The sequence below is a fragment of the Vibrio marisflavi CECT 7928 genome, assembly GCF_921294215.1.
Classification (GTDB): domain Bacteria; phylum Pseudomonadota; class Gammaproteobacteria; order Enterobacterales; family Vibrionaceae; genus Vibrio; species Vibrio marisflavi.
The window spans coordinates 14,641-30,864 of record NZ_CAKLDM010000002.1; the positions used below are offsets into that span (position 1 = coordinate 14,641).

A 16,224-nucleotide genomic window follows, 5' to 3' on the forward strand; every position below is an offset into this window, starting at 1 on the left:
GCCTTCTATAAGCCCAGACAGATTACCCGCTTTGAAAGCTTGCCTGAAAGGCTTGCTTAATACATTGTCTGAGTTTGCTTTCATTACATTACCCCAGCTTTTAAAAGATCATGAATGCTGAGTACACCGACTAATTTGCCGTCTTCACATAGCAACAGGCCGGTGATTGCCTTGTCTTGCATCATATTTAAACCTTCAACAGCTAGCATATCAGGGCTTGCAACGGTTGGGTTTGTGGTCATAACATCTTGGATTAAAGTGGAGTGGATATCGACGCGCTTATCTAAAATGCGCCTTAAGTCGCCATCTGTAAATATACCGATGAGCTCACCTTGGCTATTAATCACAGTTGTTAAACCAAGTTTCTTCTGGCTAATTTCAAGCAGTGCTTCGCTAACTGAAGTATCTGGCGCCACAATCGGTAAATCTTTTCCGTGATGCATAATATCTGAGATTTTTAGCAATAACTTGCGCCCTAACGCGCCACCAGGGTGAGATAGAGCGAAGTCGTCTGCGGTAAAACCTCTTGCTTCTAATAGAGCGACAGCAATAGCATCGCCCATAACTAGCGTTGCAGTTGTACTGGAAGTTGGAGCAAGTCCTAGCGGACAAGCTTCTTTCGGCACTGAGATTGTCAGATTGATATTGGCCAACTTGGCCATAGTAGACTGTGGGTTACCAGTCATACTAATGATTTTGATATTCAGGCGTTTGAGAACTGGATATAGAGAGATAATTTCTGAAGACTCGCCAGAATTTGAAATCGCTAGCACGATATCGCCAGACTCTATCATTCCTAGGTCGCCATGGGCCGCTTCACCAGGATGAACAAAAAAAGAAGAAGTGCCGGTGCTTGCAAGAGAAGCCGCTATTTTTTTGCCAATATGACCGGATTTTCCCATACCCATCACCACGACCTTACCACTCGAGTTGGAGTAGATCATTTGACAGGCTTTTTCGAAGCTTTCATCAAAATATTGATCGAGCTGCTGTAGAGCTTGTATTTCAGTATCGAGCACTTGAAGTGCAACGCTTCGATAATCGAACATGTTTGTTTCCTAGTTTTCAGCAGCTTATGAAGAAATGTTCATTAATAAATAAGTTTGGTACACGATAAAACATATTAATAATATAGCGCCCTCAATACGATTTATAATGCGCGTTTTACCCAAGGCCATGATAACTAACAGTAGGGAGACGCCTAACATCACCCAGTAATCACGGTGCATGACGTGTTCATTTAAAATCGAAGGATGAATTATGCCCGGAATTCCCATTACTGCAAGAATGTTAAACACATTCGAGCCAATAATATTACCCACGGCCATATCATCTTCGCCCTTTAAAACACCGACTATAGTGGCTGCAAGCTCGGGTAAGCTGGTGCCGACTGCAATAATAGTCAGGCCAATCACCAAGTCACTCATGCCAAAGTAGTGGGCAATTTTTACAGAGCTGTTGACCAGAACGTCAGCTGAAATAGGCAGTATAATCAACCCAACTACAATCCAAAATGCAGAAGTTTTATTACTAACGCCTGTTGGAATTTCCGATTCTTGCTCTTCGAGAAGTGGGTCGCCTTTGCCTTTTTCCTTTCGGCTAATCTGAAGCATTGCAATGATGAATGCAGCAAACAGTACGAACAACAATACACCTTCATAAAATGCTAAGTGGCTATCCCACAATATTGCCCCCGCTAATAAAGTGACACCAATCATCAAAGGAAGTTCTCGACGAAGAACGTTTGAGCTTATCGAGAGCGGTTTGATTATTGCGGTAAGGCCTAAAATTAGCGCGATATTGGTGATATTCGAGCCGATGACATTTCCTACAGCAGTATCGGTTTTACCGGCAAGAGCTGCCGTTGCGGATACTACCATTTCGGGTGCTGACGAACCCATTGCGAGTATTGTCATACCTATCACTAGTGGTGATATACCTAAATTTTTTGCGAGGGCTGCAGACCCAAAAACTAACCTATCGGCGCTCCATACCAAAAACACTAAGCCGATGATCAAAAACGTTACCGCTTCGAACATGAAGATCCCTAATTTTCACAATATCGAGTAAATTGACCGCCAATTTTGACGTGTTAACTGCTAAATGTGAAGCTCGACTTCAAATAAATCCTTCCGATAGCGCAAAATTTACAGGTATGAGGTAGCAATAGATTGGATATTCGGTAAACCTGACTTAGATTTAATTGAACAGTGCTTTTAATTCACATCTATTGTGCTTATGATTGCCGAGTCTTACGCATAGTAAATGTAGGGGGCGTGTAAAGTCACTATGTCAACTGAAGATTTAGTCACGATAAATAACCTAAGCTTTTCCCGAGCGGAGCGCAAGATATTCGATGATATCAGCCTACAAGTTCCCAAAGGAAAGATCACCGCTATCATGGGGCCATCTGGTATTGGGAAAACAACCCTACTAAGGTTAGTTGGAGGCCAGCTCCTTCCTGATAGTGGAGAGGTTATTTTTGATGGCGATAATATACCGACATTGAGTCGAAAAAAGTTATATCAAGCTCGCAAAAAAATGAGCATGTTGTTCCAATCTGGCGCACTTTTCACTGACCTAACGGTTTACGATAACGTTGCTTATCCACTTCGCGAGCATACTGCTTTAGATGAAACAACCATTCGTACGTTAGTGCTACTTAAACTAGAAGCTGTTGGGTTGCGGGGCGCAGCGAACCTTATGCCTAGTGAGCTATCAGGTGGAATGGCACGAAGAGCTGCTCTTGCAAGGGCAATTGCTCTCGACCCAGAGCTGATAATGTATGACGAACCATTTGTTGGGCAAGATCCTATCACTATGGGGGTTTTGGTTGAGTTAATCCGAAACTTAAATCAAGCCCTTGGCGTTACTTCTATCGTGGTTTCGCATGATGTGCCAGAAGTAATGAGCATCGCTGATTGGGTCTATTTGCTTGCAGATGGCAAGATTATCGCTAGCGGTACGCCTGAAGAGCTTGAAAATAATCAGGATCCTAGAGTTAAACAGTTTTTGTTAGGTGAAGCTGATGGCCCAGTGCCGTTCCGTTTCCCTGCAAAATCATTAGAAAAGGACTTGTTCTAAATGCTGAACAAACTAACCATGTTTACAGCGTCGTTGGGCCGAAAAGCGTTGGGCACATGCGAATCATATGGCAGAGCTACTATGATGCTGTTGGGGGCGATTCTCACTAGGCCGCGTCCTATAAAAAACTTTCCTCTACTTACCAAGCAGCTATATAGCGTCGGTGTTCAATCTCTCGCAATTATCGTTGTCTCTGGTTTGTTCATCGGTATGGTCTTGAGTTTACAGGGCTACATTGTGCTGGTGGATTACAGTGCAGAAGGAAACCTAGGTCAAATGGTCGCGTTATCTCTTTTAAGGGAGTTAGGTCCTGTAGTGACGGCTTTGCTTTTTGCCGGTCGAGCTGGCTCAGCATTAACTGCTGAAATTGGCTTGATGAAAGCGACAGAACAACTTTCTAGCCTAGAGATGATGGCCGTTGATCCTTTGAAGCGAATTGTTGCTCCTAGACTTTGGGCAGGTCTTATTTCAATGCCTCTTCTTGCCATGATTTTTATCGCGGTAGGGATATGGGGAGGCCAAATAGTTGGTGTTGATTGGAAAGGGATCGACCCAGGAACATTTTGGTCCACCATGCAAGACTCAGTGCGCCTTGGCTATGATATCGGAAACAGCTTAATCAAGTGCATTGTGTTTGCTTTCACTGTCACTTGGATCGCTTTATATAATGGCTACGATGCAATTCCAACTTCTGAAGGAATCAGTCGAGCAACAACTCGCACCGTGGTGCACTCCTCTCTAGCAGTATTAGCGCTAGACTTTGTACTAACAGCTTTGATGTTTGGGAATTAAACATGCAACAAACACGTAAAACAGAATTATTTGTCGGCATCTTTGTACTTGCTGGTATTTGCGCAATTCTTGTCATGATTTTTCAAGTCGCTGACGTCAAGAGCTTTGGCTCAAGTGATACTTACACTTTGAATGCCGAGTTTGACAATATTGGAAGTTTGAAGGTTCGAGCGCCAGTAAAAGTTGGTGGTGTCGTTATTGGACGAGTTTCTAGTATTACATTGGATCCCAAAACGCTTTTACCGTTGGTGAAAATGTCAATTAATAGCAAGTATAACCAGTTCCCAGAAACTTCAAGTTTGCAGATATTGACGTCTGGGTTGATCGGAGAGCAATACGTTAGCCTTATTCCCGGCTTTATTACTCCAGATGACAACACGATGCTGAAAAATGGCGACACGGTAGAAGACACCAAGTCAGCTATGATTTTAGAAGATTTAATTGGCCAGTTCCTGTACAACGCAGGCGGCTCAGATTCAAAGGGTAAATAGTTTGATGAACTCACTTAAGAAAATTTTTGTTGCAGCACTAGTTATGATGGTATCCGTATCATCATTTGCTGATACGACGACCTCAACACAAAAGATTGACCAAACTCAGCCTTATGTGATGATGAAAGAAGTGGCGAATCAAACTTTCTCCCGTTTAAAGAAAGAGCAAAAAGCTATTCACGAAAACCCTCAGCTATTGAAAGTGATCGTTGAACAAGAGCTTATGCCTTACGTCAATTCAACTTATGCTGCGCTTAAATTGCTTGGGCCAAACTTACGTGGTGCTAAGAGAAGTGATGTCGAGGCTTTCATTAAAGCGTTCCACAACTACTTAGTGAGCTCATATGCGCAAGTGCTGACTCAATATACCAATCAAACTGTAGAGTTTGGGCCAAAACCTCGTATGGACGAAAACCGTCGAATCGTCAGTGTAAAGGTCAATATTATTGATACACCTCGCCCAAACATTCAGCTTGAATTTAAGCTGATAAAAGATAGAAAAACTGGCCAGTGGTCTGCATTTGATATGATTGCAGAAGGCGTCAGCTTGCTCTCAAGTAAGCAATCGGAGTGGAGTGGAGAGATCCGACAGCAAGGTATTCTAGAAGTAGCACAAAGACTGCAAAAATTAGCGGATAAACCTATTCAGTTTCAGTCAGCGAGTAAAAAATAATGTCTCATCCGCAATGGAAACAAGACAGTGACAATAAGGTAAAGCTAACGGGCTCCCTTGATAGAGAGTCAGTGCCAAGCCTATGGCAATTTGCTAAAGCGTGGACACCATCGTCTAACCGAGTTGAAGTTGAGCTCAATGAAGTGAATAGGGTGGATTCGGCGGGCATGGCTATGCTCATTCAACTAGTAAAGCATGCAAAAAAGCAAAATTGTCATATAATGCTCAGTTTCGTGCCAGAGCAACTGATCACTTTGTTTAAACTGAGCAATGTGCAAGCGCTTATGGCTGAGCACATTCAGAATTAATTTAGGGTAAGACTGTGGACAGCACACAAGTAGAAAAAATTTTAAACGATGCGCTAAAACTCGAAGAGCTGCACGTTAAAGGCGAGGGGAGCCACTATGAAGTGGTAGCAGTTGACGCTTGTTTTGAAGGCATGAGTCGAGTTAAAAAACAGCAGAAAATCTATGCTCCTTTGATGGAGTATATCCAAAGAAACGACATTCATGCAGTTTCGATAAAAGCCTTTACTCCAGAAGAGTGGGCAAGAGATAAAAAGTTAATGTCGCTATAAGGTTTATTGATGGAAAAGTTTCGTGTTATTGGGTCGGATGCACCTCTTTCAGGTGAAGTGACCATCTCAGGTGCAAAAAATGCAGCACTGCCAATTTTGTTTGCCTCTATATTAGCGGAAGAGCCAGTAGAGGTTAGCAACGTACCTAAGCTAAAAGACATCGACACTACGATGGAGCTTTTGCAGCGTTTAGGCGCGAAGGTGTCTCGCAATGGTTCTGTGCATGTCGACCCAAGTAGCATCAACGAATATTGTGCTCCATACGACTTAGTGAAAACTATGCGCGCTTCAATTTGGGCGCTTGGGCCTCTTGTTGCTCGTTTCGGCAAAGGACAGGTATCTCTTCCAGGCGGTTGCGCTATCGGTGCACGTCCAGTTGATTTACATATCCATGGTCTTGAGCAGCTTGGAGCGAATATCAAGCTTGAAGATGGCTATGTGAAAGCAGAAGTTGATGGCCGTTTACGCGGCGCGCATATTGTTATGGATAAGGTCAGTGTGGGTGCCACAATCACCATCATGTGTGCAGCGACTTTAGCTGAAGGCCAAACTGTACTAGACAATGCGGCTCGTGAACCTGAGATTGTCGATACTGCTGAGTTTCTAAATAAATTAGGCGCGAAAATATCAGGTGCAGGCACTGACACTATTGTTATCGACGGTGTCGATAAGTTAGGTGGCGGGTGTCACTCTGTTGTTGCTGACAGAATTGAAACGGGTACTTTCTTAGTCGCTGCGGCTGTATCAGGCGGAAAAGTTACTTGTCTTAACACCAATGCTCACTTGTTAGAGGCTGTCTTAGCTAAGCTTGAAGAAGCTGGTGCTAAAGTCGAAACAGGAGAAAATTGGATCCGTGTTGATATGACAGATCGCGAGTTGAAAGCTGTAACAATAAGAACGGCACCTCACCCGGGTTTCCCAACCGATATGCAAGCTCAGTTTACTCTGCTGAATATGATTGCAAAAGGTAGCGGTGTCATCACTGAAAATATCTTCGAAAACCGCTTTATGCATGTACCTGAGCTAATGCGTATGGGGGCAAAAGCGGAAGTTGAAGGAAACACAGTGATTCTCGGTGATGTTGATAAGCTGAGTGGCGCGCAGGTTATGGCAACGGATCTAAGAGCTTCTGCAAGTTTAGTTGTTGCCGGTTGTATCGCAAAAGGCGAAACGATTGTCGACAGAATCTATCACATAGATCGTGGCTATGAAAAAATAGAAGATAAGCTTTCTGCTCTAGGTGTTAATATAGAGCGCTTTAAAGAGTAAATTGGCCTCTAATAGTCCAAATTATACTTGATTGAATAATTGGAAGAGGTTAGCTTTCTTATCCAAGCTGCGATTAAGTAAGCTCTAATAATTGATTGTGAGCCGAAACTAGGGTTTCGGCTCTTTTTATTGTGTTCCTTTGGAGAACGAAAATGATTGCATTATTTCGTGTCCTTGTGACAGTAATTTTTGCTGTTTTTATGTTTGTTTTTGGTTGTGGTTACTGTTTACTAAGCCCAAGAAACCCAAAACATGTTTTTACGTTTGGCCGCTTGTTTGCCAAGATGTCCAGAGTGTATGGAATCAAACTAGAGCTGCGCACTCCGGACGACTACTACAATCGTGGCCAGAGCATCTATGTAGCCAACCACCAAAGTAACTGGGATATGTTTACGGTTTCGTCAGCTGTTGCACCTAATGCCGTCACCGTTGGTAAGAAAAGCTTGGCGTTTATGCCGCTATTTGGCCAGCTCTACTGGATAACAGGTAATATTCTGATTGATAGAAAAAACCTAGCCAAAGCAATGGATACGATAGGGCAAGTGGTTGATACAATGAAGAAAACCAATGTGTCTGTTTGGATGTTCCCAGAGGGGACCCGCTCACGTGGGCGCGGACTGCTACCATTTAAGACAGGAGCCTTCCATGCAGCCATTGGAGCTGAGGTTCCAGTTACTCCTATCGTCTGTAGCTCGACCAAAAACCTTAAGCTGAATAAGTGGAATAATGGACACGTGATTGTGGAAATACTTCCTCAAATCAGTACGGAAGGCATCGATAAATCCGGTGTTCGTAAGCTAACTAATGCATGCCGAGCCCAGATGAAAGAAAAGCTCGAAGAGCTAGACAAAGAGGTTGCAGAGCGTAATAACGCAAAGTAATGCAAAGCCTTACCTGAAGACAAAAAGCCAGCTAGTGTAACTAGCTGGCTTTTTTAATGTCTATTGTACTTCCTTCTTGCCTAAGGGCGGCATGGCGTATGAAGCGAAGTAGAGCGCTGAAAAGGTATGATGCCAGTAGTTAAACGCTTAGAGAGCTTTTGGCGAGTATTGAGTGCAGAACACAGACTTAGTAATAATTGGCTAATCTAGCTAACATGAGAGTTTTAGGCGCTAGAACGAAAAAAGCCGCAGTTTTCACTGCGGCTTTCTCTAATATGGCTCCCCCTGCGGGACTCGAACCTGCGACATACGGATTAACAGTCCGCCGTTCTACCAACTGAACTAAGGGGGAATTGTTCTTTCAAACAGTCTACTTAAAAGTAGAAAATGGTGCCGACTACCGGAATCGAACTGGTGACCTACTGATTACAAGTCAGTTGCTCTACCTACTGAGCTAAGTCGGCACATTTGCCTTATGGCTAAAATGGCTCCCCCTGCGGGACTCGAACCTGCGACATACGGATTAACAGTCCGCCGTTCTACCAACTGAACTAAGGGGGAATTGTTCTTTCAAACAGTCTACTTAAAAAGTAGAAAATGGTGCCGACTACCGGAATCGAACTGGTGACCTACTGATTACAAGTCAGTTGCTCTACCTACTGAGCTAAGTCGGCACACTTTATTTCTTTTCAATGCTTTCAGCACTGAAATTAAATAGTGGTGCCCGGAGGCGGAATCGAACCACCGACACGAGGATTTTCAATCCTCTGCTCTACCGACTGAGCTATCCGGGCGACGGGGTGTATTAAACGGTTTTTCGTGGTGTAGGTCAACATCAAATTGCAAAAAAAGTATCGTTTGTTGCTTTTATGTACTTAGTACAGTGTTTTTGTCTATTTTGTTCCCTAACACTATAGATAAATGGCGATAAAACATACGTAAACAGTAGCTAATGAATTTGTGTTTTAGCAGGGGGTATTCGGAGAGGTATACTATGCTAGTCAAGATGAGTTAAGTCGAGAGTCAGATCTAGCGTTCTTCGAAGCGGAAAATCAACCAGTGCTCACGTGATAGCTAAACTAGAAACGAAAAAGCCGCAGTTTTCACTGCGGCTTTTTCTAATATGGCTCCCCCTGCGGGACTCGAACCTGCGACATACGGATTAACAGTCCGCCGTTCTACCAACTGAACTAAGGGGGAATAGATGGTGCCTCGAGGCGGAATCGAACCACCGACACGAGGATTTTCAATCCTCTGCTCTACCGACTGAGCTATCGAGGCAAAAAATGGTGCCGACTACCGGAATCGAACTGGTGACCTACTGATTACAAGTCAGTTGCTCTACCTACTGAGCTAAGTCGGCACACTTTATTTTTTGCACTAGCGCTGAATCAATAATGATTAAGCGATAACACCAAATTGTGGTGCCCGGAGGCGGAATCGAACCACCGACACGAGGATTTTCAATCCTCTGCTCTACCGACTGAGCTATCCGGGCAACGGAGCGCTATTAAACGGATTTTCGGCTCTCACGTCAACTTGTTTTTTGAAAAAACATCGAAATGTTGTTTGAGTGGCGATAATTTAGACAGAAATGAGAGTTAGGTTTTATTCGCGTTAAATTCTTTTTTAAATTTAGTAACTTTTTCTAAGTAGCGACGTGACTCTGAACTAGGGTGCTTTTTAGTCAGCGCCCAATAAACTTGGTTAGGTTGCAGTGAATTTAGATCTCTCATTGCTCTGGTTCGGTTGCGGCTAAACGTATTTAACACGCCTCCTGCCCCCCCGTTATAAGCCGAGATCATGCTGTACTCTAAAGAGAGCGGGTTGCGAACACCTTTTAAGTAACGGTTTTTCAGGAGGTAAAAATAGGCCGTTCCGGTATCGATATTGTTTTCTGGATTGAAAAGATACTCTGGCGAAGGCTGTCCAGAACGATTTTTGACTAACTTAAATACATCTCGGCCTGCGGTTTTCGGCACTACTTGCATTAGTCCATAGGCGTTAGCCCAGCTCACTGCGTATGGATTGAAGCTGCTTTCGGTTTTAATAATAGCGTAAATTAAATCTTCTGGAATGCCGTATTTTCTGGATGCCTTTCTTACGATACTTGCGTATTGATAACTGCGAATACGGATCTGGTCTTGCACCATAGGGATTTCTACGTAGTAAGCTTTCTTAAAGTCTACTGTTTTGACCTTCAGTTTATGAGCTATCAAATAATCGGCAAAACGGTTTGCTCGCCATGACCATTGAATGGGTTGGTTATCCTCGTCTAAAACTTGCTTATAAAGAAAAGGTTGCCCTTCAAGCTTGATGCTTTTTGAGGAGAAAAGATCTACTTGAGAAGGGTTGTCAGGCGTTAATAGCGTCGTGATGATGGCTTTGCGCAGGTGCTCTTTTGGTTCCGTAGAAGCGATAGTTTCGACAACTATGGTGCCTTTACTGAAGTTAACTTCTGTTCGGCTTAGGTAATTGTCGATGTATTTTACATAATTGCTTTTGCCTGCAATTCGTATTTCTTTGCTTCCCCAACGCTTTTCAATATTGCCAGAAAAACTGTTTACCAGAGCATCAAAAGCAGCGGTATCTTTGGTGTATTGTCCGGGCAGTTGGGCTAGGTTTTTAGCAAAACGGTTTGTGGGCTCGTAGTTGACATCATACATACTTTCGACAAACTCTCGGCTGCAGCCAGTGAGCATGATTGCTGAAAGCAGAAAGATGAATCTCTTCATGTTGTCCCTTACGTTACCTGTCCGTCCTAGATGTTATTCAAAAAAGGCACCAAATTTATAATATTGATGCCTTTTGAGTATAAGAGGAAATTATTCACTTGGTGGGGTGTAACCCTCAATGTGAACATCTTTTCCTTCAAACAAGAAATTGACCATTTCCGTTTCAATGAGTTTGCGATGTTCTGGATCCATCATGTTGAGCTTTTTCTCATTGATGAGCATGGTCTGCTTATGCTGCCACTGTGCCCACGCTTCCTTAGAGATATTGTCAAAAATGCGTTTTCCAAGATCGCCAGGATAAAGTTGAAAGTCGAGGCCCTCAGCCTCTTTATTTAGGCGGGCACAAAATACGGTGCGGCTCATAGTGATTCCTCATGAATATTGGAAGGAAGTTCGTGTGGCAGTGATTCAATCAGCTGTTTAACAGGAGCTGCCAAACCGACTTCTTTAGGTTGAGATAAGTTATACCAAAGACCTTGGTTTGCTTCCATGACCATTTCAGGCTGTTTTGATATATCAATCAAAACAGGCGTAATATCCAAATGGTAATGGCTGAAAGTATGACGAAATGAAATTAGCTGAGACTGTTTTACAATATTTTCCGGCTGTATTGTGAGCCTTTCTAGCTGAGCTGAAATTTGTGCATCGCTGTTTTCAGGGAAGCAATATAACCCTCCCCAAATGCCTGTTGGTGGGCGCTGCTCGAGCCACACGTGATTGTTGTGATGTAATATCACAAACCATACTTCTTTGGTTGGCTTTTCTTTTTTCGGCTTTTTGCCCGGAAAATCTAATTGATTTCCTTGTTTGTTGGAGGCACAAAACTCGCTTACCGGACATAGGGAGCACTTTGGTTTGCTGCGTGTGCAGACCATTGCCCCCATGTCCATCATCGCTTGGTTATATTTATCGGTATCCGATTCCGGCGTGTGCTCTTCTGCGATTGCCCACAGTTGATTTTCAACTTTCTTTTGTCCCGGCCAACCTGGTACTGCGAAGCTTCTAGCAAGAGTTCGTTTGACGTTGCCATCTAGAATAGCAAAAGGCTTCTTGTATACAGAAGATAGCACTGCAGCCGCAGTCGAACGTCCAATACCGGGCAGCGCATTCATTGAGTCTAAATCGGTTGGGAACTCACCTTGATATTCATCGCGAACGATTTGTGCTGCTTTATGTAGGTTGCGAGCGCGAGCGTAATACCCTAGGCCAGTCCACAGGTGTAATACTTCGTCTTGGTGAGCATTGGCTAAATCTGTCACAGTCGGAAAGCGAGCTAAAAATCGCTCAAAGTAGGGGATCACGGTAGCTACTTGGGTTTGTTGTAGCATTATTTCAGAAAGCCAAACGCTGTAGGCAGTTTTATCTTGTTGCCAAGGTAGGTTTTTCCGTCCGTAAGCGTCATACCAATCAAGGATTGCGGAAGCAAAAGGTGTCACAGAGTTTTCGCCTTTGAAGTGTGTATTCGTTTGAGGGCGAAATTGCATCATACTTTAGGCTCGTTATACAACCAGTAATTTGTAGGGGAATAGCGATTTGTCGGCTTCTAATTCGATAAAAACTTGCACCAACGCCATTTCTTTGGATAATCACAAATCCGCGAATGCAAGACCAATTTTTAAGCAGGCAGAAAATGAGTGACGTAACCACAAATGAATACACCGAAGACGGCAAACTTGTACGTAAAGTGAGAAGCTTCGTTCGTCGTGAAGGGCGCTTGACCAAAGGTCAAGAAACTGCGATGAAAGAGTGCTGGCCGACGATGGGTATCGATTATCAAGAGCAGCTACTTGATTGGAATACAGTATTTGGTAACGATAATCCTGTAGTTTTGGAAATTGGCTTTGGCATGGGTGCATCATTGGTTGAAATGGCTAAAAACGCGCCTGAGAAAAACTTCATTGGCATCGAGGTTCATAGCCCGGGTGTTGGTGCTTGTCTCGCAGCAGCGAAGGAAGAAGGTCTAACTAACCTTCGAGTGATGTGTCATGACGCAGTAGAAGTGTTTGCGAATATGATTCCAGATGGCAGCCTGCACACATTGCAACTGTTCTTCCCAGACCCTTGGCACAAGAAGCGTCACCACAAGCGTCGTATTGTTCAGTTAGAATTTGCTGAGATGGTAAGAAGTAAACTCATCTTGAACGAAGGTATTTTCCACATGGCGACAGACTGGGAAAACTACGCTGAGCACATGATCGAAATAATGGAACAAGCTCCGGGTTATGAAAACATAGCTGAGGAAGGTCACTTTGTTCCTCGCCCTGATTCAAGGCCGCTTACAAAATTTGAAGCGCGCGGTCACAGATTAGGACATGGTGTGTGGGATATTCAATACAAACGCAATCAATAGACTTTATCTTTTCGTTCTTTAATTGATTTGATGTAAGCCAACCTATCGTGTTGGCTTTTTACTCTTTGGGAGCTTAAGACTTTAATGATAAAACCAACCGATGACATTTTATCTGAAATCCTAGAAGAAGTTCGGCCATTAATTGGGCAAGGAAAAGTCGCTGACTATATTCCAGCGCTTGCGAAAGTTGAAAACAGCAAACTGGGTATTGCGGTTTGTACTAACGAGGGTGAAGTCTTTAGAGCAGGAGATTCTGCTGAGCAATTCTCGATACAATCAATTTCAAAGGTACTAAGCCTCACTTTAGCCATGTGCTTGTATAAGCCCGAAGAGATATGGCAGAGAGTAGGTAAGGAGCCATCTGGTCAAGCTTTCAATTCGATGATTCAGCTTGAAATGGAACACGGTATTCCGCGTAATCCATTTATCAATGCTGGTGCGATAGTCATTTCAGATTTGTTGTTTGGTCGTTTATCTGCACCAAGGCAGAGATTATTGGAATTTGTACGTCAGTTGTCCGGCAACAGCCATATTGTTTACGATAAAGTGGTTGCCGCTTCTGAAATGATGCACAGCGATAGGAATGCTGCGATTGCTTATCTGATGCGCTCTTTTGGTAACTTCGGTAATGAAGTGATCCCTGTGCTGAATAACTACTTCCATGCTTGCGCTTTGAAACTCAGCTGCGAAGAGTTAGCTATCACGCATAGTTATTTAGCGAATAAAGGTGTCTCCGTCGAAACCGGTCAAAAAGTTCTAGAACCAAACCAAACCAAGCAACTTAATGCGTTGCTCGCGACTTGTGGCTTGTATGATGGTGCCGGCTCGTTTGCTTATCGAGTAGGAATGCCGGGTAAATCGGGTGTTGGGGGCGGTATTATCGCGGTAGTACCGGGTGATATGACGATTGCTGTTTGGTCTCCAGAATTAGATGAATCTGGCAACTCGTTGGCAGGCACTAAAGCATTAGAGCTACTTTCAGAGCGGATTGGTCGTTCAATATTCTAAACGTAGAATAGGAATAAAGAGCTTTATGTGAGGCGCTGTTTGCGCCTCATTTGCTTTTTACACTGCTGCTATTCGCTTTCTTCTTCGGCGACAAACGCAGCGAGCAAATCATTTAAAAACAGCTTACCTTTTTGGGTGACTTGCCAATGCGTCTCACTTTCTGACAAAAACTGTTTTTCTACTGCCCATTTGATTGTACTGGAGATGGATTCAAGCGTGAGGCCTGTCGTATCAACAAAGTCTTGCTTTGGGCAGGCTTCAATGAGACGGAAACGATTCATGAAAAACTCAAATGGTCTATCTTTTTCCAGAACCGGTGCTTCTTCATTTAGGTAAGGTTTAACCAAGTTATCTTTTGCTGCCAAATAGCCTTTTGGATGTTTGATTTTGTTGGTACGCAAAATCTGCCCATCATCAAAGCTAACCTTACCGTGTGCCCCGCAGCCAATACCTAGATAATCACCAAAGCGCCAGTAGTTAAGGTTGTGCTGACATTGATATTCTGGCTTGCTGTAACCAGAAATCTCGTATTGTACGTAACCTGCGTCAGTGAGTTTCTTATGCCCTTGCTCGAAAATATCCCAAAGGTCGTCGTCGTCAGGAAGTGTCGGCGTCTTATAGAAAAACTGAGTGTTAGGCTCGATAGTCAGTTGGTACCACGACAAATGTGGTGGTGCGAGTTCAATCGCTTTATCAAGATCGGCAAGTGCTTGCTCAATGCTTTGGTCAGGAAGGCCATGCATTAAGTCTAAATTAAAGCTCTTTAAGCCAATTTTATGGGCTAGTTGGGCTGCGCGAACCGCTTCGCCTTCTCCGTGTATTCGTCCTAAACTTTCTAACTTTGCTTGCTCGAAACTTTGTACGCCAATAGAAATTCGAGTGACACCGGCTTCGCGATATTGCTCGAACCTATCTGCTTCAATAGTGCCTGGGTTGGCTTCCATCGTAACTTCAATATCAGGAGAAAAGGCTAGTTTCTTTTCAACGCCTTTGAGTAGCGATTGGATTCCCTGAGCCGAAATAAGACTAGGGGTACCACCACCGATAAATATTGATTTTAATGGCCTTGAATTTTTAGTTAGGCGGTATCGTTCAATATCGTTCGCTAAATCTTCCAACAATGCTTCAATATACTGCTGTTCTGGTATCTCATCCTTTAATGTATGAGAGTTAAAATCACAGTATGGGCACTTTTGTACACACCAAGGAATGTGAATATATAGGCTGAGTGGTGGTGGAATGAGTTTCATCGCAATCATGCTTTCTCTGATAAAGCTGCAAAGAGTTTTTTCAGTGCTTTACCACGGTGCGAAAGTTGTTTTTTCTGCTCAGGCTTAAGCTCAGCTGAAGCACACTTTGTCTCTGGAACATAGAATATTGGGTCGTAGCCAAAGCCATTCTCGCCATGGGCTTCGGTTAGTATTTTGCCTTCCCAGCTACCATGACAAACGATTGGTGTTGGATCGTCTTTATGTCGCATAAAAACTAAAACACAGTGAAAGCGAGCTGTACGCTGCTCTTCAGGCACATCGCGCAGCGCTTCAAGAAGCTTGTTTAGGTTATCTTGGTCTGAAGCGCCTTCTCCTGCATAGCGAGCAGAGTAAATACCCGGAGCGCCTTTTAAGAAATCGACTTCAAGTCCAGAGTCATCAGCGATGGCTGGCAGACCGGTTTCCATTGCAGCATGGCGTGCTTTTATGATGGCATTTTCAATAAATGTTGTGCCAGTTTCTGCCACTTCAGATACGTTAAATTCGTTTTGTGCACGCACGTCAAAACCAAATTCAGAGAGAAGGTTTGCCATCTCACGTACTTTGCCTTGGTTGCCTGTAGCTAGAACTAATTTGCTCATAATGGATCCCAATGTATTTCTGCCAGCAGGAGTTTACTAGGCAGCTATTCTTCGACATAAAACTTTTGGTTGAACTTTATAGTACCTGCGCCCTTTGTTCCAGCATCAATATTAATGTCGAAGGTAATATTCTCTTCATTGGTAATTGGGAATTCCGCAATATAGTAGATTGCATCACCCTCTTTAATTTCATTGAAAGCGAGCTTTCTGCTGTTACCCACTAAGTTTTTGCTGGTCGCATTTATCGTAGCTTCTGTTGCTGGTTTGCCTGCTTTTGAGCGATCTAAAATACTGATGTTTAAAATAGCGGTGTAGCCATTGCGCTTGAGTTTATAGTTTTTAGCGATCTGTGGTGTCAAGAATGTCGAGTTCAATGCCGAGTAGTGAACTTCCAAGTCTTTGATTGTTTTAGCTTGTTCAGCCCAAGAAGGGAAGGCGAGTAGTGAGATAACGAGTGCAGTAATCCATTTCATATTGTTGTGTCCATACGGTAGATACAAAAGAAACCATCA

General features: G+C 43.5%; 18 protein-coding genes and 9 tRNA genes. 10 read left to right on the plus strand and 17 right to left on the minus strand.

The window, feature by feature from the left end; translation table 11 throughout:
* Window positions 1–83: 83 nt before the first annotated feature.
* On the minus strand, window positions 84–1,049 hold the full coding sequence (locus L7A31_RS06795; protein WP_237360781.1) for a KpsF/GutQ family sugar-phosphate isomerase: 966 nt from the start codon (window positions 1,047–1,049) through the stop codon (window positions 84–86).
* 24 nt (window positions 1,050–1,073) lie between these two features.
* Entirely contained in the window at window positions 1,074–2,039 is a 966-nt protein-coding gene (locus L7A31_RS06800) for a calcium/sodium antiporter (RefSeq protein ID WP_237360782.1), read from the minus strand.
* Between the two features lie 250 nt (window positions 2,040–2,289).
* Here L7A31_RS06800 and mlaF point away from each other — a divergent pair, with 250 nt between their 5' ends.
* From mlaF to L7A31_RS06840, 8 genes are all read left to right on the plus strand, one after another.
* On the plus strand, window positions 2,290–3,084 hold the full coding sequence (mlaF, locus tag L7A31_RS06805; protein ID WP_237360783.1) for a phospholipid ABC transporter ATP-binding protein MlaF: 795 nt from the start codon (window positions 2,290–2,292) through the stop codon (window positions 3,082–3,084).
* On the plus strand, window positions 3,085–3,876 hold the full coding sequence (gene mlaE / locus L7A31_RS06810) for a lipid asymmetry maintenance ABC transporter permease subunit MlaE (RefSeq protein ID WP_237360784.1): 792 nt from the start codon (window positions 3,085–3,087) through the stop codon (window positions 3,874–3,876).
* A 2-nt stretch (window positions 3,877–3,878) separates the two neighbouring features.
* On the plus strand, window positions 3,879–4,367 hold the full coding sequence (mlaD, locus tag L7A31_RS06815) for an outer membrane lipid asymmetry maintenance protein MlaD (protein WP_237360785.1): 489 nt from the start codon (window positions 3,879–3,881) through the stop codon (window positions 4,365–4,367).
* 43 nt (window positions 4,368–4,410) lie between these two features.
* Window positions 4,411–5,040: an MlaC/ttg2D family ABC transporter substrate-binding protein gene (locus L7A31_RS06820; RefSeq protein WP_237363520.1), complete on the plus strand. Its 630-nt coding sequence runs from the start codon at window positions 4,411–4,413 to the stop codon at window positions 5,038–5,040.
* The gene (locus tag L7A31_RS06825; protein WP_237360786.1) at window positions 5,040–5,348 is read left to right on the plus strand and encodes an STAS domain-containing protein; all 309 of its coding nucleotides are present in this window, start codon (window positions 5,040–5,042) and stop codon (window positions 5,346–5,348) included. The genes L7A31_RS06820 and L7A31_RS06825 overlap by 1 nt, the downstream gene beginning before the upstream one ends.
* A 14-nt stretch (window positions 5,349–5,362) precedes the next feature.
* The gene (gene ibaG / locus L7A31_RS06830; protein WP_237360787.1) at window positions 5,363–5,617 is read left to right on the plus strand and encodes a BolA family iron metabolism protein IbaG; all 255 of its coding nucleotides are present in this window, start codon (window positions 5,363–5,365) and stop codon (window positions 5,615–5,617) included.
* 9 nt (window positions 5,618–5,626) lie between these two features.
* Window positions 5,627–6,886, plus strand: a complete 1,260-nt coding sequence (gene murA, locus L7A31_RS06835) for a UDP-N-acetylglucosamine 1-carboxyvinyltransferase (protein ID WP_237360788.1) — start codon at window positions 5,627–5,629, stop codon at window positions 6,884–6,886.
* A gap of 152 nt (window positions 6,887–7,038) precedes the next feature.
* Window positions 7,039–7,767 (plus strand): 1-acylglycerol-3-phosphate O-acyltransferase, encoded by a 729-nt coding sequence (locus L7A31_RS06840; protein WP_237360789.1) that lies wholly within the window; start codon window positions 7,039–7,041, stop codon window positions 7,765–7,767.
* Window positions 7,768–8,043: 276 nt separating this feature from the next.
* Here L7A31_RS06840 and L7A31_RS06845 read toward each other — a convergent pair.
* From L7A31_RS06845 to mutY, 12 genes are all read right to left on the minus strand, one after another.
* Window positions 8,044–8,119, minus strand: a tRNA-Asn gene (locus tag L7A31_RS06845).
* A gap of 36 nt (window positions 8,120–8,155) precedes the next feature.
* A tRNA-Thr gene (locus L7A31_RS06850) sits at window positions 8,156–8,231 on the minus strand.
* A 21-nt stretch (window positions 8,232–8,252) separates the two neighbouring features.
* Window positions 8,253–8,328: transfer RNA gene (locus tag L7A31_RS06855), tRNA-Asn, on the minus strand.
* Window positions 8,329–8,365: 37 nt separating this feature from the next.
* Window positions 8,366–8,441: transfer RNA gene (locus L7A31_RS06860), tRNA-Thr, on the minus strand.
* A 44-nt stretch (window positions 8,442–8,485) separates the two neighbouring features.
* Window positions 8,486–8,561: transfer RNA gene (locus tag L7A31_RS06865), tRNA-Phe, on the minus strand.
* Window positions 8,562–8,891: 330 nt separating this feature from the next.
* Window positions 8,892–8,967 (minus strand) — tRNA-Asn (locus L7A31_RS06870).
* 5 nt (window positions 8,968–8,972) lie between these two features.
* Window positions 8,973–9,048, minus strand: a tRNA-Phe gene (locus tag L7A31_RS06875).
* A 6-nt stretch (window positions 9,049–9,054) separates the two neighbouring features.
* A tRNA-Thr gene (locus tag L7A31_RS06880) sits at window positions 9,055–9,130 on the minus strand.
* A 59-nt stretch (window positions 9,131–9,189) separates the two neighbouring features.
* Window positions 9,190–9,265, minus strand: a tRNA-Phe gene (locus L7A31_RS06885).
* A gap of 103 nt (window positions 9,266–9,368) precedes the next feature.
* On the minus strand, window positions 9,369–10,502 hold the full coding sequence (mltC, locus tag L7A31_RS06890; protein ID WP_237360790.1) for a membrane-bound lytic murein transglycosylase MltC: 1,134 nt from the start codon (window positions 10,500–10,502) through the stop codon (window positions 9,369–9,371).
* A 90-nt stretch (window positions 10,503–10,592) separates the two neighbouring features.
* Entirely contained in the window at window positions 10,593–10,865 is a 273-nt protein-coding gene (locus L7A31_RS06895) for an oxidative damage protection protein (RefSeq protein ID WP_237360791.1), read from the minus strand.
* Window positions 10,862–11,938, minus strand: coding sequence for an A/G-specific adenine glycosylase (mutY, locus tag L7A31_RS06900; RefSeq protein WP_237363521.1), 1,077 nt, complete (start codon window positions 11,936–11,938; stop codon window positions 10,862–10,864). The genes L7A31_RS06895 and mutY overlap by 4 nt, the downstream gene beginning before the upstream one ends.
* A 194-nt stretch (window positions 11,939–12,132) precedes the next feature.
* Between mutY and trmB the strand changes: the two genes are divergently transcribed.
* Entirely contained in the window at window positions 12,133–12,852 is a 720-nt protein-coding gene (gene trmB / locus L7A31_RS06905) for a tRNA (guanosine(46)-N7)-methyltransferase TrmB (RefSeq protein ID WP_237360792.1), read from the plus strand.
* Between the two features lie 87 nt (window positions 12,853–12,939).
* Window positions 12,940–13,860 carry a glutaminase B gene (gene glsB, locus L7A31_RS06910; protein ID WP_237363522.1) on the plus strand — a complete coding sequence of 307 codons (921 nt, stop codon included), beginning with the start codon at window positions 12,940–12,942 and terminating at the stop codon, window positions 13,858–13,860.
* A gap of 68 nt (window positions 13,861–13,928) precedes the next feature.
* Here glsB and hemW read toward each other — a convergent pair whose 3' ends face one another.
* The 3 genes from hemW to L7A31_RS06925 are packed head-to-tail and all read right to left on the minus strand — an operon-like array spanning window position 13,929 to window position 16,185.
* The gene (gene hemW / locus L7A31_RS06915; protein ID WP_237363523.1) at window positions 13,929–15,110 is read right to left on the minus strand and encodes a radical SAM family heme chaperone HemW; all 1,182 of its coding nucleotides are present in this window, start codon (window positions 15,108–15,110) and stop codon (window positions 13,929–13,931) included.
* Between the two features lie 5 nt (window positions 15,111–15,115).
* Window positions 15,116–15,712: an XTP/dITP diphosphatase gene (locus L7A31_RS06920; RefSeq protein WP_237360793.1), complete on the minus strand. Its 597-nt coding sequence runs from the start codon at window positions 15,710–15,712 to the stop codon at window positions 15,116–15,118.
* Between the two features lie 44 nt (window positions 15,713–15,756).
* Window positions 15,757–16,185 (minus strand): DUF4426 domain-containing protein, encoded by a 429-nt coding sequence (locus tag L7A31_RS06925; RefSeq protein WP_237360794.1) that lies wholly within the window; start codon window positions 16,183–16,185, stop codon window positions 15,757–15,759.
* Window positions 16,186–16,224 lie beyond the last annotated feature (39 nt).

Bases quoted from the DNA above. Each gene is read 5' to 3' on its own strand.
- L7A31_RS06800 (WP_237360782.1), bottom strand. From the start codon at position 2,039: ATGTTCGAAGCGGTAACGTTTTTGATCATCGGCTTAGTGTTTTTGGTA.
- mltC (WP_237360790.1), bottom strand. From the start codon at position 10,502: ATGAAGAGATTCATCTTTCTGCTTTCAGCAATCATGCTCACTGGCTGC.
- mlaF (WP_237360783.1), top strand. From the start codon at position 2,290: ATGTCAACTGAAGATTTAGTCACGATAAATAACCTAAGCTTTTCCCGA.
- murA (WP_237360788.1), top strand. From the start codon at position 5,627: ATGGAAAAGTTTCGTGTTATTGGGTCGGATGCACCTCTTTCAGGTGAA.
- trmB (WP_237360792.1), top strand. From the start codon at position 12,133: ATGAGTGACGTAACCACAAATGAATACACCGAAGACGGCAAACTTGTA.
- L7A31_RS06820 (WP_237363520.1), top strand. From the start codon at position 4,411: ATGATGGTATCCGTATCATCATTTGCTGATACGACGACCTCAACACAA.
- hemW (WP_237363523.1), bottom strand. From the start codon at position 15,110: ATGAAACTCATTCCACCACCACTCAGCCTATATATTCACATTCCTTGG.
- mlaD (WP_237360785.1), top strand. From the start codon at position 3,879: ATGCAACAAACACGTAAAACAGAATTATTTGTCGGCATCTTTGTACTT.
- L7A31_RS06825 (WP_237360786.1), top strand. From the start codon at position 5,040: ATGTCTCATCCGCAATGGAAACAAGACAGTGACAATAAGGTAAAGCTA.
- L7A31_RS06920 (WP_237360793.1), bottom strand. From the start codon at position 15,712: ATGAGCAAATTAGTTCTAGCTACAGGCAACCAAGGCAAAGTACGTGAG.
- L7A31_RS06795 (WP_237360781.1), bottom strand. From the start codon at position 1,049: ATGTTCGATTATCGAAGCGTTGCACTTCAAGTGCTCGATACTGAAATA.
- L7A31_RS06895 (WP_237360791.1), bottom strand. From the start codon at position 10,865: ATGAGCCGCACCGTATTTTGTGCCCGCCTAAATAAAGAGGCTGAGGGC.
- mlaE (WP_237360784.1), top strand. From the start codon at position 3,085: ATGCTGAACAAACTAACCATGTTTACAGCGTCGTTGGGCCGAAAAGCG.
- L7A31_RS06925 (WP_237360794.1), bottom strand. From the start codon at position 16,185: ATGAAATGGATTACTGCACTCGTTATCTCACTACTCGCCTTCCCTTCT.
- L7A31_RS06840 (WP_237360789.1), top strand. From the start codon at position 7,039: ATGATTGCATTATTTCGTGTCCTTGTGACAGTAATTTTTGCTGTTTTT.